The sequence below is a fragment of the Novosphingobium sp. HR1a genome (genome assembly GCF_015594425.1).
Classification (GTDB): domain Bacteria; phylum Pseudomonadota; class Alphaproteobacteria; order Sphingomonadales; family Sphingomonadaceae; genus Novosphingobium; species Novosphingobium resinovorum_A.
Genome location: NZ_JABXWS010000063.1, coordinates 15,854 through 38,026 on the forward strand (window position 1 = coordinate 15,854; position 22,173 = coordinate 38,026).

Genomic DNA, 22,173 nt, shown 5'->3' on the forward strand with positions numbered 1-22,173 from the left:
CTTGACCGCTCCGGCGGCGGCTTGGTCTGCCTGTTCCGATTCCAATCGGCGTTGAAGAGCCCTGCCGCGCTCTGAGGGCGGCTGCGCTAGTACTCAGCGATAGAAGGTCCGCTCACCACCCAAAGCTGGCAACCCGTCGCGCTCCGCCTGCACGGAGTGGCGGGACGAAAACACTCGTTCCCACCTCAATCCTTCAACAATGCCTTGCACCCTGCCCCGACCAGCACAGTGTCAGCCTGCGGCGAGTGAATCCGGCTGCACAGCACGTCGCGGTAATGCCTCTCGAGCGGGTTGTTACGGCTGATGCCCGGGTTGCCGGTCAGTTCCAACCCCAGCGCCACTGCCTGGATCGCGTTCGCATTGGCGACATGCTTGATCAGGTTGGCCTCGGTGGCGGCGGGCAGCGCGCCTTCGTCGGCCGCCCGCGCCGCGCCTGCGATCAGGGCGCGGTTGGTGTAGAGCAGCGCCTCGATCTCGCCCAGCTTCTCCTGCACGCGCGGCAGGGTCGCCAGCGCAGCCCCGAGGTTCGCGGGCACCCGCGCGTTGAGATAGCCGACCAGCCAGTCCCGTGCGGCGCGGGCGACCCCGTCGTAGATCGTGGCGATCGCCAGCGCGTTCCACAGCGCCTGTCCTGCCGCCGGTTCCCACTCGGCCGGAAGCCGGACGTCGACTGCATGCTCGGCCGGGATCGCCACGTCTTCGAACACGACCTTGTGGCTTACCGTGGCACGCATGCCGAGGTGGTCCCACTCAGGCACGATGGTGATGCCGGGCGTCGCCGGGTCCACGAGAAAGCTGCCGACGCGCGGGGCTGCCTCGTCGGTGCGTGCCCAGACGACGAACCAGTCGAGCCCGGTCGAGCCGGTGGAATAGATCTTCTCGCCGCTGATGCGCCAGCCTTGCGGGGTGCGGGTGGCGGTGGTCTTGGGCAGGCCGCCGCGTACCGGGGTGCCGAGTTCCGGCTCGACGCGGAACGTGCCGATCAGTCCGCGTCCCGCCACCGCCTCGCGCGCCAGTCGTTCGTAGAGAGGACGCGGCCAGCGGGCGGCCTTCTCGGCGGCGTGGAAGGCGTAGGTCATGAACAGGATGAGCGCGGTGGACGGCTCCCCCTGCGCCACCGCGCCCAGCACCCGCAGCGTGTCGGCATAGCCCGCACCCGCGCCGCCCAGCTTTGGATCGACCGTCAGGCCGATGAGGCCCGCCTTGGCCAGAATGTCGAAGTTGGCGCGCGGGAACGTGGCAGCGCGGTCGTGGTCCTGCGCGCTGGCTGCCAGCTTGCGGGTGATTTCCTGCAAGGCGGCGTCATCGGGAAGGCGCAGCGAAGCGGGTTCAAGTATACGGGTCGCCATCGTCGAAGCTCCGAAAGCACAAGTTGTCTTGTGAAACCTGTGTTCACTGCCGCCGCGTTCGACAAACGAGTTCGGCGCGATCTGGCTTGAGAGTTTGTGGACTGCGCCTGACGCCCGGGCATCTGTTGAGATAGCTCAATAGTCACATTGCCATTGCCGGATAGTCTTGCACGATCGCGGCGCTAGGCTTGGTGAGCAGGATCGATCCTTGCCGGGGCACTTCGCGTGAAAGCCCCCGGCGTACGGGTCTCCATTCCCTTCCAAGCAAGCGAGCCCGCATGACTTTCACGCCGCCTGACGACGATATCGCCGAACCCGAAGCCCCGCCGCCGCGTCCGCTCATCAACCGGCGCAGCGTGCTGGCGGGCGGCGTGGTCGCGGCGGCGGGGGCGGCCGGGCTCTATGCCGCCGCGCGGCCCGCGCCGCTGCCGCGCAATGCGAAAGGGCAGCGCAAGATCACGCTGGCGTGGAATGCCAACGCCATCTGCCTCGCCCCCGCGCTGCTGGCCAAGGAACAGGGCATCTACGAGCGCTTCGGCCTCGACGTGGAACTGATGAACTTCGCCGGGTCCACCGACCAGCTGCTGGAGGCGATCTCCACCGGCAAGGCCGACGCCGGGGTCGGCATGATCCTGCGCTGGATCAAGCCGCTGGAACAGGGCTTCGACGTGCGGCTGATCGCGGGCACCCACGGCGGCTGCATCCGCGTGCTGGGATCGCGCCGGGCGGGGATCACCGATGCGGTGGAGAGCCTGCGCGGCAAGGCGATCGGCCTTTCGGAAATCACCGGCGCCGGGCGCAATGCGCTGGCGGTGCTGCTGAAGGCCAACGGCCTCGATCCCAATCGTGACGTCGAATGGAAGGCATTTCCCGCGCCGCTCCTCGCCGCCGCGGTCGAGAAGGGCGAGATCCAGGCTTTCGTCGATTCCGACCCGATCGCCTACGTGCTGCAGAAGAATTCGGGCGGCGATCTGGTGGAGGTGCTCTCCAACCTCTCGGCTCCCTGGCAGGACCGCGTGTGCTGCGTGCTCGGCGCCAGCGGCGACCTGCTGCGCCGCGACCGCGCCAGCGGCGTCGCGCTGGCGCAGGCGCTGACGACGGCGGCCTCGATCTGCTCGCAGCAGCCCGAGGCGGTGGCGCGCGCCTTCGCGCCTTATGCCAAGGCCAGCGTCGAGGATCTGGTCGCGGTGCTGAAGATGCAGACCCACGATCACCACCCTGTCGGCCGCGACCTGCACAACGAGGTCGCGCTCTATGCCGGGGAGCTGCGCGACGTCGGAGTGATGAAGCCGACCACCGATCCGCAAAGTTTCGCCAGCCGCACCGTCGAACAGCTTTTCGCATGAAGGACACGCCATGAGCAGCAGCGCCCTCGCCTTATCGTCTGATCGCTTCGCCGGACGCAGTGAAGAGGTCGTCGAACCGGCTTCCCCGCGCGCTCCGGTGTGGCGAGGCGGCATTGTCGCGGCGCTGGCATGGGCCGCCGCCGCCGGGGTCACCTGGACGTGGCCGGATATCACGCCATGGTCGCGTTCGGGGCTGCTGGGTGCGGTTGAGTGCACGTTGGGTGCCGCTCTGTGCCTCCTCGCATTCGCCGGAAATCGCGGCCGACTGGCGGCACTCCGGCCTTGGGATCGCTGGCTCGGCGCGGGTGCGGTGCTGCTTACACTGTGGCAGATTCTGACCGCAAAGACCGCAATTCTGCCGCTTCCGTTCTTCCCTCCGCCCCAGTCGATCCTCGAAGTCTACACCGACGACAGCGCCCGATTGCTCGAAAGCGCGGCCCGTTCGCTGCTCCTGCTGCTGCCGGGCTATGCGATCGGCGGAGCGGTCGGTTTCGCCAACGGCGTCGCCATCGGCTGGTGGAAACAGGCGAGCTACTGGGGCCACCCGATCCTGCGTTTCGTCGGCCCGCTGCCCGCCACCGCATGGCTGCCGCTGGCGTTCTTCGTGTTCCCCGGATCGCAGAGCGCCAGCACCTTCCTGATCGCGCTGGCGACCGCCTTTCCGGTCGCGGTGCTGACGTCCTCAGGCGTCAAGGGCGTCAATGCGGCGTATTATGACATCGCCCGCACCTTGGGCGCGAGCGAGCGGTTCCTGATCCTGAAAGTGGCAATCCCGGCCGCGCTCCCGGACGTTTTCGTCGGCCTTTTCATGGGCCTCGGCGCATCGTTCGCCGTGCTGATCGTAGCCGAGATGATGGGCGTCAAGGCCGGGCTCGGCTGGTATCTGCAGTGGGCGCAAGGGTGGGCGGCCTATGCCAACCTCTACGGTGCGCTGATCGTGATGGCGCTGTTGTTCTCGGGGCTGATCGCCCTCCTCTTCACCGTGCGCGACCGCGTGCTCGCCTGGCAGAAGGCAATCGTTCGATGGTAACTCTGGTCCATTCCCCCGCGACCACCGGCCTGTCCGTACAGGCCCGCGGCGTCCACCACGCTTTCGACACGCCCGGCGGCCCGCTGCCGGTGCTGGACGACGTCACCCTCGACATTGAGCCGGGCGAATTCGTCGCCCTCCTCGGCCCCAGCGGCTGCGGAAAATCCACGCTTCTGCGCCTTTTGGCGGGGCTTGAGGCTCCGTCCGAGGGCAAACTCGGCGCAGACAAGGTCCGCATAGTCGGCCCCGATCCGTCGCGGCTGCTCGTGTTCCAGGACCCGACGCTATATCCATGGCGCAGCGTGCACGGCAACGTCGCGCTCGGCCTTGAGGCGCAGGGCGTGGACCCGCAGGAGGCCGAGGCCCGCGTCGATCGCACCTTGCGGCTCGTCGGTCTCGAAGGCTTCGAGCAGGCGCTGCCGAGCGAGCTTTCCGGTGGCATGGCTCAGCGTGCCGCGCTCGCCCGCGTGCTGGTGAACGAGCCGCGCCTGCTGCTGCTGGACGAGCCGTTCGGCAAGCTGGATTCTCTGACCCGAATGACCCTGCAGACCGAAATCCTGCGGCTTTGGCGCGATGCCGGGTTCACCGTGCTGCTGGTCACCCACGATGTCGAGGAAGCCCTGCTGCTGGCCCAGCGGATCGTCGTGTTCAGCCCGCGCCCGGCGCGGATCGTGCGTGAGGTGACGGTCGGGGAGCCCTATCCGCGCCGCCGCGACGACCCGGCGCTGCAGTCGCTGCGCCGCGATATCCTCGCCTCGCTGGGCCATGCCCATGAACTTTGAGGGCTGAGGCAGCGTCAGTCCCCGACAGAAACCGACATGCCGCCGCCACGGCTGCGCTGAGTGGCGACGACGATGCAGTCGCGGCCACCTTCCTTGGCGCGAAGAAGCGCAGCGTCGGCGGTCGTGATCAGCGCCTGGATCGGGCCGTGACGGGGATAGACCGCGAGCCCCAGCGACACCGTGACTTGCCCGATCGGTTGCCCCTCGTGCGTAAGGTCGAGCGCCGCGACGCGCTCGCGAATGCGCTCGGCCCGTTCCAGCGCCAGGGCCTCGTCCGCGCCGGGCATCAGCATCAGGAATTCCTCGCCGCCGTAGCGCAGCGCCAGATCGTCTTCGCGCGCGCCGCCCGCGAAGACGGCGGCGACGGTGCGGATGACGAGGTCCCCGGCATCGTGGCCGAAGCGGTCGTTGAGCCGCTTGAAGTGGTCGATGTCCATCATCAGGCAGGCGATCGGCGTGCCGGCGGCGTCGGCGGTAGCGACCAGACGGCGCAAGGTGTCGTCCAGCTCATGCCGGTTGCGCAGGCCGGTCAGCGGGTCGAACAGCGCCTTTTCGTGAAGCACGTCGCGCAAGTTCAGGTTGGCGAGCGCGAGCCCGACCGTCTCGGACATCAGTTCGATGTAGACGCCGGTGGACTCGTCCGGCCCGTGGTCGGCAGCCAGGTTCTCCAGCACCAGCAGGCCGATCGTCTCGCCCTGCGCGGTCAGCGGTACGCAGATCGTCGCCCGGGCCGCTGACGGGGCCACGTGGCGGCACGGCACGTCGAGCATCTCTCCGCCGGGGGCATGGATCTGTCCGCGTCGCAGCGCCCAGCAATCGTCCGGGCCGAAGGCGGCGTCAGTGCCTTGCGGCCCGCTCCTTTCCGCGCCGTCGCCATGCGACCCGCGCCACTCGGCGGCGCAGACCATCAGGTCCATGCGGTTGTCCAGCGTGTAGAGCCGCCCGGCAAGGCTCGGCGCGATCTCGGGCGCGAACAGGCGCACGACGGCGAACAGGTCGCTCACGCTCTCGCAGCCCTGCAGGCGCTGAGTCATCCGCGCCAGCAGGTCCCGCACCGCCCAGTCGGCGTCGCGCTCGCGCTCCAGCCTTTGACGCTCAAGGCCGTTCTCGCGGAAGATGCGGATGGCATGCGCCATGTCGCCGATCTCGTCGACTTGCGAGAAGGCCGGGGTCTCGACCGTATAGTCCTGATCCGCCAGCCGGTTGACGACGTCGCTCAGGGTCATGACCGGACGCAGGATGCGCCGCTTCAGGATGAAGCCCAGCACCAGCAGGAACAGCGCCGCCGTGATCGCGACCATGGCTTCGGACACCGAGCGCAGCCGCTGCGACGCCTGGCTCGCCTGCTCGATGGAATCGTCCGAGCGCTGGTCGAGCATATAGCGGAAACGGCCGATCAGGAAGCGAACGCGTTCCAGTTCGCGCTCGTACTCCGGCCCGAAGACGATGGCCCGCGCCGTGGCGTCGTCCCCGCGCCGGGTGGCGGCGATCGCCGCCTGCTGTTCGTCTTCCAGCGTTTTGGCCCAGCGCAGGCCCTCTTCCAGCGAGCGCAATTCCTGTTCGTTGGCGCCCCCGTCCTTGAGCTTCGCGACGCGCTGCTCGACCGTGCCGAGCGAGGCCAGCGTGCGCTGATAGGCGATGGCGTGGCTGGGATCGTCGGTCACCGCCGCCAGCCGCGCCTGGTCGGTCAGCTCCGAAAGGTCATTCTCGATCTCGAAGGTCAACTGGTCGAACAGGTCGCGCTGGCGCACCGCGGCGCGCTCGACCCGGTCGGCGCTTGAGGCCATGACCATCGTGACACCGGCCACGATGGTGAGGCAGACGGTCGCGCCGTAGGCCCAGTTGGTGATCGTCGCGATGCGCATGACCGGAAGCTAGGCCCGCATGGTTACTTTTTGGTGCATCCCATCAGGAATTGGAACCGCATTCACGCCATATGGCCACCGCAATTCGCGTGGATGACCTGCCCGGTGATCACCGAGGATCGCGCGGAGGCCAGAAACAGGAATACTTCGGCGATTTCCTCAGGTCTCGCGAGGCGTCCCAGCGGCAGCACCGAGGTGACGGCGGCCACCGCGCCGGTCTTGTCGGTTTCCATCAGGGCCTTCACCGTTTCCGTCATCGTCGGACCCGCCGAGACCGCATTGACGCGCACCAGCGGCGCGGCTTCGACCGCCATCGCGCGGGTCAGCCCCTCGATCGCGCATTTAGACGCGCCGTAGATGGCGAGCCCCGGCGTGGGAAAGCGCGCGGCGGTGGACGACATGTTGACGATCGCGCCGCCCCGCGCCCGCAGTTCGGGCAGCGCCGCGCGGCACATCGCGAATGTCGCGCCGAGATTGCTGGCAAGGGTGCGGGCGTAGTCCTCGTCCCCGGTGTCCTCCACCAGTGCGGTCGGATACCAGCCCGCGACGTTGGCCAGCAGGTCGAGCCCGCCCAGTTCGATCGCCGCCGCGACGGCCCGCGCCGCGACTTGCGCGTCGGCGGCATCGCCCGCCACCGTCCGCAGGTTCACGCCATGCGCTGCGCCGATGCGACGGGCAGCTTCCTCCAGCCGCGCCGCGTCGCGCGCCACCAACACCACGTCCGCGCCGCGTGCGGCGAGCGCCTCGGCCAGCACCGCGCCGATCCCGCGCGAAGCGCCGGTGACGATGGCCACGCGGCCAGCGAATTCCCCGGTCATGACTGCGCCGACACCCGCTCGTTCCGGATTACCCTGCCGCTTTCGTCGATCACCATGCGCAAGGCATAGCGCTCTCCGGGCTTGCCGCAGTCCTCGCTATAGATGACCCGCTCTCCGCGGATCGCCGAGTAGGCCTGGTCGCCGAGGCGATAGAGGTGCGTGCCGTGCTCCGCGTAGACCCAGGTGCCGCCCGCCAGAAGCTCCACCGCCACGAGCGCGCCCAATGTCGCCCGCACCTTGGGCCTTGCCGACCACGCCCGCATCCGGCTGGGCAGCGTGTCGGCATCGTCGTACTCGCGGGGCGGGACCAGCCCCAGGAACACCGCCCAGCGCCGCAACATCGCCATGATATGGGCGATCAGCAAGGCGGCAAGGATGCAGCAGGACATGGCGCGTCAGCTTACCGGAACCAGATGCAGTTCGCTACGCGTGTCGAGGTCGAACGCGAGCGCCGCCTTGCCGTCCGGCCCGGCCTGTAGTTCCTGCCCGGTCTGCACCACGCGGTAGTGCGTACCCGGCACCAGCCGCGCGAAGCCGAGGCTGACGCGCGCCGGCCCTTCCCCTGCCCGCAGCACCAGCGACAAGTCGCGCCCGTCGCTGACCGCACGGGTGACGATCGTTTCGGGATAGCACGCCTCGGCCAGCAGCGGGCCGGTATTCCACGCTTCGGGCAGGCCCTTGTTGACCATGTCGCGCACGGTGTTGCGGCGGGTCCAGGTCAGTGCGTCGGCCATGCCGGGACTGTACTGCGCGTCGATGCTCTCGCGGGTGGCGGCGATGATCTCCTCGTCGCCCATCTCCAGCGCGGCCCACAGCACCATCGTCAGCGGGTTCAGTTCGGGCCACTGCGCGAACGAGAAGTTGGCGGGCTTGCGCGTGTCCCAGCCCAGCGGCAGCAGCTTGAAATCGAGCGTGCCGTCAGGGCGGCGGGCGATGAAGTCCTGCTTGAGCACCTGCCACAGCCGCTCCGCCTGATCGGGCGCGTGGGGGGTGAGGAAGCGGATGCCCCAGGTCTCGCCGAACAGGCCCGAGAGGCTGGGCACGGTGAAGCCGAAGGGGGAGGAGGTGCAGACCTTCACCCGCCCGTCGGCCATCATCATTTCCTGCTCCATCGTCTGCTCGAAGCGGTCGCCGACCTTGCCGATCATGTCGGTGCCGTTGCGCGCATCGTGCAGCGCCAGCGCGGTGCGGCCGACGAGATTGCACATCGAATAGATCCAGCGCGGCTCGCACGGGAACCAGCCGATGTCGTAGCGGCGGAAGTTCTTCACCACTTCGTCCATCAGCGTTTCGTGGCTGTACGGGAACGCGGTCTTCTCGTCCCAGCGGAAGGTCAGCGCGTCCTTGCCCGCGAAGGGCGAGGTGCCGCTGGCCGTCTCGAACAGGCCGAGCGAGACGCCCATGAAACCCGACAGCATGATGTTGTCGGTGGCGACGGGGTTCTTCTCCAGCTTCAGGTTGCCCCACAGGCTTTCCCAGAACCAGTAGTTCCACGTCCTGCGGTCCACGTGCTTGCGGATCAGGTTTTCCTGCGCGGTGTTGAGGTAGCCGTGGAACGCCGGAAGCTGCGTGTACTGCCCGAAGGCGAGGTTCCACGACATCGTGCAGATCTGGTAGCGCAGCGCGCCGTCCTGCCAGGTGTCGCCGGTCGAGAACCCGGTCCAGCTGTCCACCGGCTGCAGCGCAAGGTCGAGCATGCGGCGGTACTCGCCGATCTGGCCCTCGGGCATCTCCGGCCCGGCCTCCACCGGCGCATCGCGCAGGATCGGCTCGGCCCGGGCGATCACGCGGTTGAGTTCCTCCCCCCGTGCCTGCTGGCGGGTGAAGTGCGCGCGGCGCCTTAGCGCCATGACGCCGAACGCCGCCAGCACGCCAACGGGGAGCGCATATTCGACGAAGGCGACGCCATCGCGCCCCTCGATCCAAGCGGCGGAGAGCAGCGCGGTGCCGATCAGCACCCCGGGCGGCGCGATGATCGGACCGCGCGCCCACCAGATGAACAGGATGACCGCGAAGGCCGCGATCGAGGCCAGCGCGCCCAGCACGCCGACTACCCCGCCCGCATAGAGGAACCCGCCGCCCGGGAAGATCAGCCCCAGCCCGAAGGCCTTCCACTGCGCGCTCATGCCCAGCACCACCGGCAGCACCGCCAGCGCGAAGACCACCGCAAGGCCAAGGTAGAAGCGCCGCAGCCGCCGCGCCGTCAACGGGCCGTGCGCGCGGTCACGCGGCGGGATCAGCGGGATCCGCGCCACGATGGGCGTCGGGCTGGCGACATGCGGCTGCTCGTAGGGCTGCGTGGCCATCGGTGCTCTCCATTGCGGCGTCTCGTTCGATCCGGTTGCCGGATTTGCGACGAATCGCCTGTCGTTATCGTAATACGATCTTGCCTATCCAAAAAGACCCCGCGGCCCTGAAGCAAGGGCCGCGGGGCAACGGAGAGGTCAGTAGCGCCAGCCGAGCTGGATGCCGTAAGTGCGCGGCATGCCGGTGAAGCGCGAGATCGAGGCGAGGTTGTCCTGGATGTTGGTCCAGTAGAACGTGTTGGTCACGTTGCGCACCCAGGCACCGATGCGGAGCTTGTCGTCGTGCAGCTTCACACCCGCTCGCAAGTCGAGCAGCGCGTATTCCTTGATCTGGAAGCGGCTGTCGCGATCGACGTACTGCGTGTTGCTGTTGGCCAGCGCGCTGCTGGTCTGGCTGTTGTAGGTGACCGAAGCGCCGATATAGGCATTGGCGCTGCCCACCGCCCAGTCGTACTGCGCATCGCCGATCGCGGTGATCGCCGGGGCATAAGGGAACTTCTGACCCGCAAAATCGTGCAGTTCGCCCAGCGCGTCGTAGCCGGTGAACTCGGTGATCTTGGTGTCGATGTAGGTCATGCCGGCGGAGATGCGCAGGCCGTCGGTGGGGCGCACGTCGATCTGCGTCTCGAAGCCGTAGACGCGGCTCTTGGGGATCTGCACCAGCCCGTCGAGGGTGCCGAACACCGGATCGGGCTTGCGGCCGCGCAGCTGCTTGTCCTTGTAGTCATAGTAGAACGCAGCGGCGGAAATTTCGACCAAACCGTTGCCGAACGGGGCCTTCACGCCCGCTTCATAGGCGGTGACGGACTCCTGCTTGACCGGGGTATAACCGCTGTAGCTGGCGACCGAGGCGGTCGGGAAGCTGCCCGACTTGTAGCCCCGGCTGACACGGGCATAGAGCAGCATGTCGCTGTCGGTCTTGTAGTTGACCCCGGCGTTCCACGAGATGTTGTCCTCGTTGAGCTGGTCGAAGTCGGCGGGATCGAAGATGACCGGGAACGTCGGCGTGAAGGTCAGGCAGCCGCCGGGCTGGACATTGGTGCCGAAGATCGCATTCCACCACGTCGCCGTGCCGCCACCGAAGTCGTTGGTGCAGCCCTCGAAGCTGCGCTTGGTGTTGGTGTAGCGCGCGCCGCCGATCAGGGTGAGCTGCGGGGACAGTTCGAACTCCACGTTACCGAAGGCGGCGTAGGACTTCACGTTCTGGCGTGAGTAGTTGAACGTCAGCTCACCATGCGGCGCGCCGGGGATCATGTAGAGCGGGTTGGCCGATGGGCCTTCGCTGAAGTTGTAGAACAGGCGATCGAACGTGCGCGAACGGTTGTAATTGCCGCCGACGATGACGTTGAGCGCACCATACTTGCCGGACAGGCGCAGTTCCTGCGCGAAGTCCTTGATGAAGCCGGTGGTGTTGGTGTCCACCGAGAACATCGTGGCGCCGTCGAAGTCCTGCACCGAATCCGTCTTGTAATCGGAATAGGCGGTCACCGAAGTCAGCGTCAGGTTCTCGTTCAGGTCGAGGTCGGCGCGGGCGCTGAGTTGCCAGAAGCGGTCGTCGCGCTTGGGACGGCGGCCGAAGATGCCGTAGCCCCAGTCGGCCGCGCGGGCCTTGTCCGGCGCGCGCGGATAGTCGCGGAATGCCGCGGCCTGCGGGCTGCCGCAGGTGCCTGCGGTGGATTCCGCGCAAGTATCCTCGACCAGCTGCGCGGCCTGGGTATCGCCCTTGTCGATCCAGCCATTGGCATTGAGCAGCAGGCGGAAGTTGCTGGTCGGCTCGATCGCCAGCTGGAAGCGGCCCTGCAGCTGGCGCTTGCGGCCGAGGCTGTCGTCGCGGGTGTAGCTGTACTGCCAGTCGTCGCTATGAACGCCGCGCACCGCGAGGCGCGCCTTGACGCCGTCGGTGATCGGGCCGCTGATGAAGGCGGTGGTGTCGATCTCGTTGAAGCGGCCGTAGCTGAGATCAAGACCGGCATCGAACACTTCGGTCGGCTTGTTGACCACGTAGTTGATCGCACCGCCGGTGGTGTTCTGGCCGAACAGCGTGCCCTGCGGACCTTTCAGCACCTCGACGCGCTGGATGTCGAACGCGGCGCCGCGCGTGGTGGCGCTGAACGGCAACGCCACTTCGTCAGTATAGACCGCGACGGTCGGCGAAGCGGACAGCGTCGTCTCGTAGAATCCGATGCCGCGCAGGGTATAGACCGGGGTGTTGAACGGCGAGGGCTGGACCGTCAGGCCCGGCACGATCTTGCCGAGGTCGGTGGGCGAGCTGATGCCGCGCTCCATCAGCGCCTCGCCCGACTGCGCGGTGATGGAAAGCCCGACGTCGTTGATCGACTGCTCGCGCTTGTTCGCGGTCACGATGATCTCGTTCGCCGATGCGCTCGGGGCATTCGGGGTGCTTGCAGTGCTGGTCGCGTCCTGCGCCCATGCCGCATCCGCGCTGGCCAGGACCGTGAGCGATACTGCCCCCAGCAACATCCGCCCAACTGCGATTCGCCCAACTGTAATTGGATTGCCTGTCGCCATTTCAGTTTCCTCCCTCCTTGGAGCCACGAGGCGCGGGAATTTGCTTCCCTGCCGTCCGTCGTGGATTGGAGGTATTGCCGCCCTCACACCATCTGTCAATATCGTTCGACGATTTCGTGATATGAGACCGATCGATCATTTTGTATTGATGATGGACGAAACGCTTGTAGAGCAGTACGGATTGGAAGTCCGGGAGAGACCCGGCGGCACGAGTGAGCAGGACAATGTCTACGCGGTTGAAGGACATGGCAGACGAAACCACCCTCGATGCGGAGGCCATCAAGGTCGACGCCGGAAGCGCGGCCGACAAAGTCTCCGAAGCCATAATCCGGGGCATCCGCGCGGGCGTGTTCGTGCCCGGCCAGCACCTCGTCGAACCTGACCTGACGCAGCGGCTGGGGATCAGCCGGGGCTCGCTGCGCGAAGCGCTCAAGCATCTTGCGGCGGACGGCATCGTCACGCTCAACCGCTATCGCGGCGCCTACATCGCCACGCTGGACCGCAAAGCGGTGCTCGATCTGCTGCAGACGCTGGAGCCGCTCGCCTGCCTCGCCGCGCGACTCGCGGCCGAGCATTGCGACACCGACGAGAAGCGCCGCCAGATCGTCGAGGCCGCCAACGCCATCGACGAGGCCAACCGCAACCACAACCGCGCGCTCTATCTGGAGCAGCGCCGCCAGTTCTATTCGGTGCTCGTTGCGATCGGCGGCAACGGAGAGCTTGAGCGCGCGATGCCGCTCACCCGCACCGACCTGTTCCGCGCCCAGATCGAATCGATCCAGTCGGAAAAGCAGCGCGTGCGCCATGCCTCGGGCTACAGCAAGATCGCCAAGGCCGTCGCGGAGAACGCCGTCGGCGCCGCCGACCGCGCGGTCCAGCGCCACTTCGCCGGCACGCGCAACACGATCGAGGAACTGCCCGCAGCGGCCTTCGCCAGCTTCGCGTCCTGAGCAGCTAACGTACCGAAACCCCTGTCGTCCCGGACCTGATCCGGGACCGCCGGCGGTGATCAACCCACCTGACGCCGAGGCGCCCGGCGCAATGGCGCAATGGCGCTTGCCTGAAGACGGCCACCGGTCCCGGATCAAGTCCGGGACGACGAAAAGCAGGTACGATTTTCTATAGACTAAATCGTCGGACGATTTAAACAGATCAGCGGGACAGGAACAGAAAGGCGAAGCGCGATGATTCGCATTCTCGCGGTCTATCCGAACGACGCTGGCAGCCGTTTCGACGGTGACTATTACCGGCACCATCACACGCCTTTCGCGCGCCGCCTGCTGGCGCCGTTCGGGCTGGAAAGCGTGCGCACCGTGCTGGGCGAAGCCGCACTCGACGGCACGTCTCCGGCTTACTGGGCCGTCTCGGAAATGCTGTTCGCCACACGCGCCGCCTTCGACGAGGCCATGGCGCAATGCGGCGCGGCGCTGTTCGCCGACCTTCCCAACTACACCACCGTCACCCCCGTCCTGCAGGTCGGCACGCTGGCGGAAGAAGACATCAAAGAGGGAGCCTGAAATGAATTCGACACTGCTGAACACGCCGGTGCGCTACGTGCGCAGTGCGATGGAAGACATCGGCATGATCACGGCGCTTGACGAGCATCTCAACCACCAGATCGTCGATACGTTCGCCTCCGTCAGCACCTCAGAACAGAGCTGGACCGAGAAGATCTGGACCGCGATCGTGCGCAAGGACGGCGCCATGGGCGTCGATTTCGGGCTCGGCCGCTACCACAACCGCGGCGTTCTCGACGGCTGGGCCGCGATCTCGCGCGGGAGCGAGCAGTGGACCGTGCGCGCCAACCGCGAGTTGCGCGACGACCCGCTCGTCACCGAGGCCGGGCCGCTTTCCTACGAGATCATCGAGCCGCTGCGCCAGGTCCGCTTTGCCTGCGCCGCCAACGACCAGCAGCCGATCGCCTACGACATCACCTTCACCTCGGAAATGCCCCCGTTCTTCGAGGACCGCCACAAGCAGCGCGAGAAGGACGGCTTCCGCATCGGCTCCGATGTGATCCGCTACCACCAGATCGGCACCCCCTCCGGCTGGATCGAGGTCGAGGGCGAGCGCATCGAGATCAACCCCGAGGAATGGACCCAGTACCGCGACCACTCCTGGGGCACCCGCCTCGACGTGGGCGCGCACAATGCCGACGTGCGCCCCACCTCCGACTTCGGCGACGTGAAGTTCGGCCAGGGCGAGTTCGTGCTGATCTGGAGCCCGTTCATGCTCGTCTCGCCCAGCGGCGAGAAAGTCGCCTATCACATGTACTTCCAGTCGAAGCAGGGGCGGATCTTCTACTCCTCGGGCTACCGCAACAACCCGGACGGCACGCAGGAGAAGATCGCCCGCGTGCGCCCCGAACTGCGTTTCGACGACCGCACCCGGCGCCTGCTCGGCGGCCGCCTCCACTTCGACATGCTGCAGGGCGGATCGCACACCATCGAGGTGGAAGTGGTGGGCACCTCGGGCGTCCACCTCGGCCCGGGCCTCTACCTCGGCTTCGACGGGCGCAAGCACGGTTCGTGGCACGGTCCGCTGACGGTCGAGGGCGAGAAGTTCGACGACACGCTGGACCGCAAGACGCTAGAGCGCATCCGTCAGTTGCGCGACTGCCCGATCAAGGTGACCGAGGGCGACTGGACCGGCTACGGCATCATGGAGACCATCATCCACGGCGCGCATCCCGAACTCGGGCTGACCGCCGAAAACTCGCTGGTCTGAGCCGCCATGGCGCGCGATACCGAAAAGCTGGCAGCCGGGCTTCGCGCCTGGCTGCCGCGCGGAAACCGGGTGACGGGGGTGAAGACCCTCTCCGCCGGCCACTCCAACGAGACTTATCTGGTCGAGGGAATCGACGAGATCCTGCGCATGCCCCCGTCCGAGGAGGGCCTGTTGCCGCCTTACGACATGGTGCGCCAGCACGCGGTGCTCAGCGCCGTGTCGAAGGCCGCGCCGGGGGTGCCCCTGCCCCCGGTGCTGGAACTGTGCGACGATCCGCAGGTGCTGGGCGACCCGTTCTTCCTGATGGGCCGCATCGAGGGCGAGGCGTTCGAATATGCCGTGCCCGACTGGCTCGCCGCCGACCCGGTCGAGGGCGCCGAAAGCGTCTGCCGCCAGTGGTTCGACGCGATCCTGGCGCTGCACCGGATGCCGGTATCGGCGATGCCGCCGGGTGGCCGCACCGTGCCGGAGGAAGCGCAGCACTGGCTGGACGTGGCGCGCGGGGCCGATTCCACGCCCGGTCTGGTCTCGGTGCTGGAGGATCTGGTGGCCCGCCCGCCGCGCACCTCCGGCACGCCCACGCCGGTCCACGGCGACCCCAAGCACGGCAACTGCATGTGGCACCGGGGGCGCATCACCGGCCTGCTCGACTGGGAGATGGCGCAAGTCTCAGAACCGCTGCTGGACCTTGGCTACGTGCTGATGTTCCACGATCAGGGCGAGGCGTCGCTGGCCAACGCCGGGTTCGAGCTGCCCGGCTGGTGGTCCGCCGGGCGCATGGTCGAGGAATGGGAGAAAGGCACCGGCCGCACCGCCGTCGACGTCGATCGTTATGCGGTGCTGGGTCAGGCCAAGGTGGCGGCGATCATCTCGGTCGGCGCGTTCCTGTTCGAGACGGGCCGCATCGCCGACCCGCGCTTCAAGGCCTTCGCGGCGCTGATCCCGTCCTACGTGGCGCTGCTGGAGAAACGGGCGATGGTTGCGGGCTGAGCCTTTTGATCAGACCTCGGCCCACTGCCGCAGCAGGTTGTGGTATACGCCGGTTAGTTGCACCAGCGCATCGGCATCGCCGCCGGTCTGGGTCAGGCGCTGGATCGCCACGTCCATGTCCAGCAGCATCTCGCGGCGCGCATCCTCGCGGACGACGCTCTGCACCCAGAAGAACGACGCCAGCCGCACCCCGCGCGTCACCGGCTCGACGCGGTGGATGCTGGTGCCGGGATAAAGCAGCAGCGAACCGGCGGGCAGCTTCACCGCATGGGTGCCGAACGCCCCGCGCACCACGAGTTCGCCGCCGTCGTAGCTGTCGGGATCGGCGAGGAAAAGCGTCGCGGACACATCGGTGCGGACCCGCTCGCGCGTTCCGTTGATCGGGCGGATGGCGTTGTCGACGTGATACCCGAAATCGTGGCCCGGCGCATAGCGGTTGAACAGTGGCGGATAGATCCGCTGCGGCAGCGCCGCCGACATGAAGACGGCGTTGCCCGCCAGCGCCTCGAGAATCCGCTGGCCGAAACGTTCGGCCAGCGGGTGGGTCTCGGATAGCTGCTCGTTGCGCTTGGCCTTGGCCGACTGGGCACCGGCGGTCACCTTGCCGTCGAGCCAGTCGGCCTGTTCCAGCGCGCGGCGCATGGTGCCGACTTCGTCCGGGGTCAGGACGTCTGGGATTTCAAGCAGCATCATGCACTCCGGCAGCAGGTATGATCAGAACGCGAAGTCCACGCTGCCCGTCACCGTGCGGCCGGCGCCGGGGATGCCGTAGAGCTGGAAGCCATCCAGCGAGGCACCGATGCGCGACCAGTAGAACCTGTTGGTCAGGTTCTGCACGTTGAGGTTGGCGGTGACGTTGTCGCTGACATGCCAGCGAACGGCCGCATTCTGGACGATGTAGGAAGGGGCACGTTCCTCGTCGAGCGTGTAGATCGCATAGACGCCCGAAGGACCCATCGCATAGCTGGCGCTGTTGTTGAGGCCGCCGACGTACTTGTTGTTGGAATAGCGCCGATGGCCGACGTACTGCGCGCCGTAGCTCAGTTCGACTGCTGAGCCCAGCTTGTAGGAGGTCCACAGGCTGCCGCTCCAGTCTGGCACGTTGGCAGCTTCCACGCCCTTGTTCACGCCCTTGGTGATCTCGCTCTTGAGGCGCGAGAAACTGGCGATGATAGACCAGCGCGGCGTGATCTCGCCATGCGCTTCCAGCTCGAAGCCGTCCACCCGCTTGGAAGGCAGCGCGCGCACCGGAGAAGTATCGTCGGCGTTGTATTCCCACGAATCCGACAGTTCAGTGCGGAACACCGCGCCGGTGAGGGACAAGGCGCCGCCCATCAGGTCCCACTTGCTGCCCGCTTCCCAGGTCCGCGACTTGGCGGGCTTGAGCGCAGAAGTGGCCGCCGCGCCATAGATGGTGTTGTTAGTGGTCAGGCCCACCGCCGAAGGCTGCGCCGCCTGGCTGTAGGACACGTAGATTGCGCCCGCCTCGACCGGCTTGTAGACGAGGCCGAGGCGGCCGCCGATCGCGGTGTCACTGCGACTGGCGGTGACCGATTGCGCCTTGAAACGGTCGGCCCGGATCGCGGCCTGGACTTCCCAGCGATCGGCCAGGGTGATCGTGTCGTTGATGTAGATTCCCGCGCTTTCCACCTTGGCGCGCGCGTTGCCCGCGCCCTTTGTCACCGTGGTGGTGGCGAAGACCGTCTGCGGGTTGGCGAGGTCGAAGAACATGTCGCCTGCCGGTGCGAGCATGGTGCGCTCGTGGTCGCCGTAGTATTCGCGGAACAGTTCGATACCCGCCGTCAGGTCATGCTTGATGCCGCCGGTGTGGAAATGGGTCTTGATGTCGGTCTGGCTGTCGTAGATCTCGTAGCGCTTGGACGTACCGAAATCGTTGCCGCGCAGGTAGCCGTAAGCGCCGGTGTCGATCGTGGTGTAATCGGTGTAGGAACTGACGCCCGCAACCGAAGTCAGCCCGCCGAGCCCCGCATAACCCAGCGTCGCGCAGCGGGTGCCGGTGCAGGTCTTGTTGCCGTTGGCATCAGCCGCGGTGAAGCGGGCGGGCGAATAGACGCCCCAGTTGTCCGAGCGTTCGTAGCGCGCCTGGGTGCGGATCGTGGTCGCATCGGAGAAATCGTGCTCGAGCTTGCCGGTCAGGCTGTCGACCTGGGTATGCTGCGCGTAGGAATTCGACGCGCCGTACCAAGCATCCTTGGGCACGCCCGGCATCCGCTGGCCGCCGGTGCCGCGCTGGATCGGCAGGCCGCCATCGGGGGTGTTGTCGTCACGCTGGTGTAGGCCGTCGAGGTACAGGCGAGTGGACGTGCCGAGGCCAGTCGCCAGCGACACGGCGGCGCCGTAGCGCTCGTAGTCCACCTCGTTGCGACGCGCGACCTGGTTGTAATGCGACATGAGGTTGACCCGCACCGCCGTCGTATCGGTCAGCTTCTGGTTCACGTCCACCGTGGCGCGGCGATAGTTCTGGCTGCCGAGGCCGAACGATCCGCGATAGAAATCCTCCGCCTGTGCTTCCTTGCTCACCAGGTTGACGCTGCCGCCGACCGCCGAGACCCCGGATTCGACCGAGCCGGTGCCCTTGAAGACTTCGGCCTGCTGCATGTTGAAGATGTCGGTACGGCTCGACATGCCCCCGTCGCGCACGCCGTCCACCGTCACGCTCTGCTCGGAGGAGAAGCCCCGGATCGTGAAGAAGTCGCCCCAGCCCAGATTGCCCTCGCCCGAGGTAAAGGTGATGCCGGCGACGTTCTTGAGCACGTCCTGCAGGCTGAGCGCGTTTTGCTCCTTCATGGTCTCGCCGGTGATGACGCTCACGCTCTGCGGCGTATCGCGCAGCGGCTGCGTCATCTTGGGAGACTGCACCTTCTCCGGCTTGCGCCCGTTGACGATCATCGGCGCTTCCACCCGCACCGAGCCCAGCGAAACCGGCTCTTCCGCAGTCTGCGCCTCGGCCGGAACACTCAACATGCCGAGCATGCCTAGCGATGCGATGTGCGTGGTGGAAATCCGGCGGACGGTGCCGGACGGAACTTTCTTCATGGCTCACCCCTGATATAATGCGATGCATTCGCAATCGACAGCGCCCCTATCAGGTGGCAACAGCAGGTATACTGGGGAACGGGTATATTTTTGTATTATTTCATAACGTTATGTCATGGAATGTAATCAATGAAGGCCTATTTCATTTCGTTACATAATTGCAGGACGTGGATATCGGCGAGCGCTGGACCGGCGGACCGGGCAGACAGCCGATGAGCGACAGAATCCTCGTAGTCGATGACGATCCCGGCATTCGCGAGTTGCTGTGCGAGTATCTCAACGGCGCGGGCATGGTGGCCCATGCGGCGCAGGACGGTGCAGCGATGTGGCATTGGCTTGAGCACAACCGCGCCGACCTGATCGTCCTCGACCTGATGATGCCGGGCGTGGACGGGCTGGCCCTATGCAGGATGATCGGCGACCGCGCCCGCGTGCCCGTCATCATGCTGACCGCGCGCGGCGCGCTGATCGACCGGATCATCGGGCTGGAGATGGGCGCGGACGATTACATGCCCAAGCCCTTCGACCCGCGCGAACTGCTGGCGCGTATCAAGGTCGTGCTGCGCCGCACCCGCCAGTTCCCGCCGGACAACCAGGTGGACGAAGTCGGCCTGCTGCAGTTCGCCGGATGGCGGCTCGATACCCGGCGCAACCGGCTGACCGCACCCGACGGCGATGCCGTGCAGCTGGGTGGATCGGATTACCTGATGCTTCGCCTGCTGCTCAGCCACCCACATCGAACCCTGAGCCGCGATTATCTGGCGGCGCAGGTCTACGGCAAGGAGCGCGATCCGCTGGACCGCTCGGTCGACGTGTGCATCAGCCGCCTGCGCCAGATGCTGGGAGAGGACGTGCGCAGCCCCCGCATCATCCGGACCGTGCGCAACGGTGGTTATGCACTGGCGGTCGATGTGGTCGTCGAGGGGTGATGCGCTGGGCTCCATGGCGCTGGCCGCACTCGCTGTCGGGCCGCATGGCCTGCATCCTGATCGCCGGACTGTTGGCGGCGCAGGCGCTGACCAGCACGATCTGGTTCGATCGGCGGCACAGCGAACTGATCGACCTACCCTTGCGGGTCCTCGGCGTACAAGTGGCGGATACGATGAAGCTGTTCGAGGCGCAGCCCGAGGCGGAGCGCGTGAGGACGGCCGCGCGCATCGCCGGTCCCGCTTTCCAGCCCACGGTGCTGACCGCGCCGCCCGCCGACTTGCCCCCGCCGCACCAGCGTTCCCAGACCGAGCGCCTGATCCAAAACGTCGCGCAGGCCCGTTACGGTCGTCCCCTCTACGTCTGGGTGCAGGAAATGGAACTGCTCGGCGATGAGGGGCAGACCGCGGGGACATGGTCGATGCTCGATGCGCGGGCGCCATCGGTGCGCTACAGCATAGTCGTTCACGTCCCCGGCAGGCCGGTGTGGCTGCAAGTACGCGGCGTCGAAGGAGAAAACGGCGCCGACACGCATCGCCTCGGCACGATCGCGGACTATTTCCTGCGCATCTACCTGGTGCGTATCCTGATCGTCGTACTGATCGCGCTGTTCGCGGTGCGCATCGCGATGCAGCCCCTCGCCCGCATGACGCTCGCCGCCGAAGCTCTGGGCAAGAACATCAACAGCCCGCCGCTCGACACGCAGGGACCGGTCGAGGTGCGCCGCGCGGCAGAAGCGTTCAACCGGATGCAGTCCCGGCTCGTGGAGATGCTGGCGGAACGCTCGCGCTTTCTGGCGGCGGTGTCCCATGACCTGCGCTCGCCGATAACGCGCCTGCGCCTGCGCACGGAGATGCTGGCAGACGAATCTCAACGCGAGAAATTCCGCTCCGAACTGGCAGACATGGAAGCCATGATCGACGACACGCTGACGTTCATGCAAAGCGGTGAACCCGAAGGGATCAGATCGACGGTCGACGTGAACAGCCTCGTGATGGTTCTGGCCCAGAACATGCGGGAGACCGGCGCCACCGTCACCGTTACCGGCAAGGCGGCCGCGCCGCTGTCCTGCTTCCGGTTGAGCCTTCAGCGCTGCATCCAGAACATAGTCGAGAATGCGGTACGTTACGGCGGGCGGGCCGATATCGCGATTTCGGATTCCGACAAGGCCCTGGAGATCATCGTGACCGACGATGGGCCTGGCATCCCGGAAGCCGAAATTGCCCAGGTGTTCGAACCATTCTATCGGCTCGAACACTCCCGCAGTTCGGTCACCGGAGGCTTCGGGCTGGGCCTGAGCATCGCCAACGCCATCGCTGCTGCGCACGGCGGCTTCGTGCAGATTACCAACCGGAACGAGGGCGGCATCAAGGCACGCATCTTTATCCCGCGATAGCGTCGTGCACGATCGCCAGGGTATCGCGCAACTGGGCGACCTTGACCTGACCCGGCGCCGAGGGATCACCAAGCGCCCCGAAGCTGAGCGCGGAACCAAAGGCTTCGCCCGCCAGACGGGACACCGCGCCGATGCCGCCCATCGCCATCGTCACCAGCGGACGGTCGCCATGATCGCGGCGCATGATCCAGGTCGCTTCCAGCAGGCGAAGCAGGTCGCCGGTATCGTGCGGCATCACTGCGAGCTTGCAGATATCCGCGCCCAGCGCCTGCTGTTGGCGCAGGAGCCCGACCATCAACTCCACCGAGGGGGTCACCGCGAAATCGTGGTGGGAGAGGATCACTTTTCGCCCCGCCGCCTGCACGCTCGTCCTGAGCGCGGCGACGGCCGGATCGGATAGCAGCGCCGCTTCGATATCGAACAGATCGCCCGCGCCGGTCTGCAGGATCGCCTGATAGACCGCCGCGTATTGCGCGGGCGCGATGGCCTTCTGGCCGCCTTCCGCCTTGGTCCGGAACGTCACTACCAGCGGCTTGCCCTTGATAGCGTCGGCCACGGGTCGCATGGTCGCGGCGACCACCTGCGGGTCGAGCGCCCGATCCAGGAAGTCGATACGGTATTCGACGACATCGACTTCGCCCATGCTGCCCAGCAGGCGCGCGCGGGAGAGCACCGCATCCGGCGTCATCTCGATCAGCGACACGATCGTCTTCGTCCGCCCCGCGCCGATCTCGACATCGCGAATCACGATGGGACGGGTGCGAACCGGCACCTTCGTCCCGGAAGTGGAGGCGGGCGTGGCGGCCACAGCACTGGCACCGATAGTCGGCAGGATACCCGCCACGGCCCCGAGGGCGAGAGCCTGTCGGCGCTGCATCAAAGGCATATTCATTCTCCGCGAGTGTTTCGGCCCGATCTTGTGGTCGGGATAGCTGTGTACTAAATGGTACACGTTCATAATGGAAGTCTCCCGGCCATCGTTTTTTTGTGTGGCCGGGCAGGCCGCGAGGAGTGCTTTGCCCATGAACCTGACCTGCCCCGGCGCGCGGCA

Annotated in this window: 18 protein-coding genes; 9 read left to right on the forward strand and 9 right to left on the reverse strand. The window is 66.7% G+C overall.

The features are described from left to right. Positions 1 to 185: 185 nt before the first annotated feature. Entirely contained in the window at positions 186 to 1,349 is a 1,164-nt protein-coding gene (locus HWN72_RS17570; protein WP_211150878.1) for an acyl-CoA dehydrogenase family protein, read from the reverse strand. Positions 1,350 to 1,627: 278 nt separating this feature from the next. Between HWN72_RS17570 and HWN72_RS17575 the strand changes: the two genes are divergently transcribed. The 3 genes from HWN72_RS17575 to HWN72_RS17585 are packed head-to-tail and all read left to right on the forward strand — an operon-like array spanning position 1,628 to position 4,507. After that, entirely contained in the window at positions 1,628 to 2,695 is a 1,068-nt protein-coding gene (locus tag HWN72_RS17575; protein ID WP_211150879.1) for an ABC transporter substrate-binding protein, read from the forward strand. 10 nt (positions 2,696 to 2,705) lie between these two features. Beyond that, positions 2,706 to 3,725 carry an ABC transporter permease gene (locus HWN72_RS17580; protein WP_211150880.1) on the forward strand — a complete coding sequence of 340 codons (1,020 nt, stop codon included), beginning with the start codon at positions 2,706 to 2,708 and terminating at the stop codon, positions 3,723 to 3,725. Next, positions 3,719 to 4,507 carry an ABC transporter ATP-binding protein gene (locus HWN72_RS17585; RefSeq protein WP_211150881.1) on the forward strand — a complete coding sequence of 263 codons (789 nt, stop codon included), beginning with the start codon at positions 3,719 to 3,721 and terminating at the stop codon, positions 4,505 to 4,507. Before HWN72_RS17580 ends, HWN72_RS17585 begins: the two co-directional genes overlap by 7 nt. Positions 4,508 to 4,521: 14 nt before the next feature. Here the strand turns inward: HWN72_RS17585 and HWN72_RS17590 are convergent, their stop codons facing one another. The 5 genes from HWN72_RS17590 to HWN72_RS17610 all read right to left on the reverse strand — a co-directional run bounded on the left by HWN72_RS17590 (position 4,522) and on the right by HWN72_RS17610 (position 11,977). Then, positions 4,522 to 6,372: a diguanylate cyclase gene (locus tag HWN72_RS17590; RefSeq protein ID WP_211150882.1), complete on the reverse strand. Its 1,851-nt coding sequence runs from the start codon at positions 6,370 to 6,372 to the stop codon at positions 4,522 to 4,524. Positions 6,373 to 6,434: 62 nt separating this feature from the next. Further along, positions 6,435 to 7,190 (reverse strand): SDR family NAD(P)-dependent oxidoreductase, encoded by a 756-nt coding sequence (locus HWN72_RS17595; protein WP_211150883.1) that lies wholly within the window; start codon positions 7,188 to 7,190, stop codon positions 6,435 to 6,437. Next, a complete protein-coding gene (locus tag HWN72_RS17600) occupies positions 7,187 to 7,579 on the reverse strand; it encodes a hypothetical protein (RefSeq protein WP_211150884.1) in 393 nt (130 codons plus the stop codon). The genes HWN72_RS17595 and HWN72_RS17600 overlap by 4 nt, the downstream gene beginning before the upstream one ends. A gap of 6 nt (positions 7,580 to 7,585) precedes the next feature. Next, entirely contained in the window at positions 7,586 to 9,496 is a 1,911-nt protein-coding gene (locus tag HWN72_RS17605) for a hypothetical protein (protein ID WP_211150885.1), read from the reverse strand. A 138-nt stretch (positions 9,497 to 9,634) separates the two neighbouring features. Continuing rightward, positions 9,635 to 11,977 (reverse strand): TonB-dependent receptor, encoded by a 2,343-nt coding sequence (locus tag HWN72_RS17610; protein WP_211150886.1) that lies wholly within the window; start codon positions 11,975 to 11,977, stop codon positions 9,635 to 9,637. A gap of 293 nt (positions 11,978 to 12,270) precedes the next feature. Between HWN72_RS17610 and HWN72_RS17615 the strand changes: the two genes are divergently transcribed. The 4 genes from HWN72_RS17615 (at position 12,271) to HWN72_RS17630 (ending at position 15,742) form a co-directional block, all read left to right on the forward strand. After that, a complete protein-coding gene (locus HWN72_RS17615) occupies positions 12,271 to 12,975 on the forward strand; it encodes a GntR family transcriptional regulator (RefSeq protein ID WP_211150887.1) in 705 nt (234 codons plus the stop codon). A gap of 234 nt (positions 12,976 to 13,209) precedes the next feature. Next, the gene (locus HWN72_RS17620) at positions 13,210 to 13,542 is read left to right on the forward strand and encodes an EthD family reductase (protein ID WP_211150888.1); all 333 of its coding nucleotides are present in this window, start codon (positions 13,210 to 13,212) and stop codon (positions 13,540 to 13,542) included. A 1-nt stretch (position 13,543) separates the two neighbouring features. After that, the gene (locus HWN72_RS17625; RefSeq protein WP_211150889.1) at positions 13,544 to 14,752 is read left to right on the forward strand and encodes a hypothetical protein; all 1,209 of its coding nucleotides are present in this window, start codon (positions 13,544 to 13,546) and stop codon (positions 14,750 to 14,752) included. A gap of 6 nt (positions 14,753 to 14,758) precedes the next feature. Continuing rightward, entirely contained in the window at positions 14,759 to 15,742 is a 984-nt protein-coding gene (locus tag HWN72_RS17630; RefSeq protein WP_211150890.1) for a phosphotransferase family protein, read from the forward strand. Positions 15,743 to 15,751: 9 nt separating this feature from the next. Here the strand turns inward: HWN72_RS17630 and HWN72_RS17635 are convergent, their stop codons facing one another. Continuing rightward, complete coding sequence (locus HWN72_RS17635; RefSeq protein ID WP_036530185.1) at positions 15,752 to 16,432, reverse strand: Fe2+-dependent dioxygenase; 681 nt, start codon at positions 16,430 to 16,432, stop codon at positions 15,752 to 15,754. A gap of 24 nt (positions 16,433 to 16,456) precedes the next feature. Beyond that, a complete protein-coding gene (locus HWN72_RS17640) occupies positions 16,457 to 18,799 on the reverse strand; it encodes a TonB-dependent siderophore receptor (RefSeq protein ID WP_211150891.1) in 2,343 nt (780 codons plus the stop codon). A 212-nt stretch (positions 18,800 to 19,011) separates the two neighbouring features. Here HWN72_RS17640 and HWN72_RS17645 point away from each other — a divergent pair, with 212 nt between their 5' ends. Next, positions 19,012 to 19,728: a response regulator gene (locus HWN72_RS17645; protein WP_008829187.1), complete on the forward strand. Its 717-nt coding sequence runs from the start codon at positions 19,012 to 19,014 to the stop codon at positions 19,726 to 19,728. Next, on the forward strand, positions 19,728 to 21,122 hold the full coding sequence (locus tag HWN72_RS17650) for an ATP-binding protein (protein WP_036530167.1): 1,395 nt from the start codon (positions 19,728 to 19,730) through the stop codon (positions 21,120 to 21,122). The genes HWN72_RS17645 and HWN72_RS17650 overlap by 1 nt, the downstream gene beginning before the upstream one ends. Here the strand turns inward: HWN72_RS17650 and aroD are convergent. Beyond that, positions 21,109 to 22,146 (reverse strand): type I 3-dehydroquinate dehydratase, encoded by a 1,038-nt coding sequence (gene aroD, locus HWN72_RS17655; protein WP_081799232.1) that lies wholly within the window; start codon positions 22,144 to 22,146, stop codon positions 21,109 to 21,111. The genes HWN72_RS17650 and aroD overlap by 14 nt on opposite strands. Between the last annotated feature and the right edge of the window lie 27 nt (positions 22,147 to 22,173).

What these genes read in the sequence shown, in the direction of transcription:
- HWN72_RS17630 (WP_211150890.1), top strand. Translation starts at nt 14,759, where the DNA reads ATGGCGCGCGATACCGAAAAGCTGGCAGCCGGGCTTCGCGCCTGGCTG.
- HWN72_RS17605 (WP_211150885.1), bottom strand. Translation starts at nt 9,496, where the DNA reads ATGGCCACGCAGCCCTACGAGCAGCCGCATGTCGCCAGCCCGACGCCC.
- HWN72_RS17650 (WP_036530167.1), top strand. Translation starts at nt 19,728, where the DNA reads ATGCGCTGGGCTCCATGGCGCTGGCCGCACTCGCTGTCGGGCCGCATG.
- HWN72_RS17625 (WP_211150889.1), top strand. Translation starts at nt 13,544, where the DNA reads ATGAATTCGACACTGCTGAACACGCCGGTGCGCTACGTGCGCAGTGCG.
- HWN72_RS17645 (WP_008829187.1), top strand. Translation starts at nt 19,012, where the DNA reads ATGAGCGACAGAATCCTCGTAGTCGATGACGATCCCGGCATTCGCGAG.
- HWN72_RS17570 (WP_211150878.1), bottom strand. Translation starts at nt 1,349, where the DNA reads ATGGCGACCCGTATACTTGAACCCGCTTCGCTGCGCCTTCCCGATGAC.
- HWN72_RS17595 (WP_211150883.1), bottom strand. Translation starts at nt 7,190, where the DNA reads ATGACCGGGGAATTCGCTGGCCGCGTGGCCATCGTCACCGGCGCTTCG.
- HWN72_RS17610 (WP_211150886.1), bottom strand. Translation starts at nt 11,977, where the DNA reads ATGTTGCTGGGGGCAGTATCGCTCACGGTCCTGGCCAGCGCGGATGCG.
- HWN72_RS17600 (WP_211150884.1), bottom strand. Translation starts at nt 7,579, where the DNA reads ATGTCCTGCTGCATCCTTGCCGCCTTGCTGATCGCCCATATCATGGCG.
- HWN72_RS17575 (WP_211150879.1), top strand. Translation starts at nt 1,628, where the DNA reads ATGACTTTCACGCCGCCTGACGACGATATCGCCGAACCCGAAGCCCCG.
- HWN72_RS17590 (WP_211150882.1), bottom strand. Translation starts at nt 6,372, where the DNA reads ATGCGCATCGCGACGATCACCAACTGGGCCTACGGCGCGACCGTCTGC.
- HWN72_RS17635 (WP_036530185.1), bottom strand. Translation starts at nt 16,432, where the DNA reads ATGCTGCTTGAAATCCCAGACGTCCTGACCCCGGACGAAGTCGGCACC.
- HWN72_RS17615 (WP_211150887.1), top strand. Translation starts at nt 12,271, where the DNA reads ATGGCAGACGAAACCACCCTCGATGCGGAGGCCATCAAGGTCGACGCC.
- HWN72_RS17585 (WP_211150881.1), top strand. Translation starts at nt 3,719, where the DNA reads ATGGTAACTCTGGTCCATTCCCCCGCGACCACCGGCCTGTCCGTACAG.
- HWN72_RS17640 (WP_211150891.1), bottom strand. Translation starts at nt 18,799, where the DNA reads ATGAAGAAAGTTCCGTCCGGCACCGTCCGCCGGATTTCCACCACGCAC.
- HWN72_RS17620 (WP_211150888.1), top strand. Translation starts at nt 13,210, where the DNA reads ATGATTCGCATTCTCGCGGTCTATCCGAACGACGCTGGCAGCCGTTTC.
- HWN72_RS17580 (WP_211150880.1), top strand. Translation starts at nt 2,706, where the DNA reads ATGAGCAGCAGCGCCCTCGCCTTATCGTCTGATCGCTTCGCCGGACGC.
- aroD (WP_081799232.1), bottom strand. Translation starts at nt 22,146, where the DNA reads ATGGGCAAAGCACTCCTCGCGGCCTGCCCGGCCACACAAAAAAACGAT.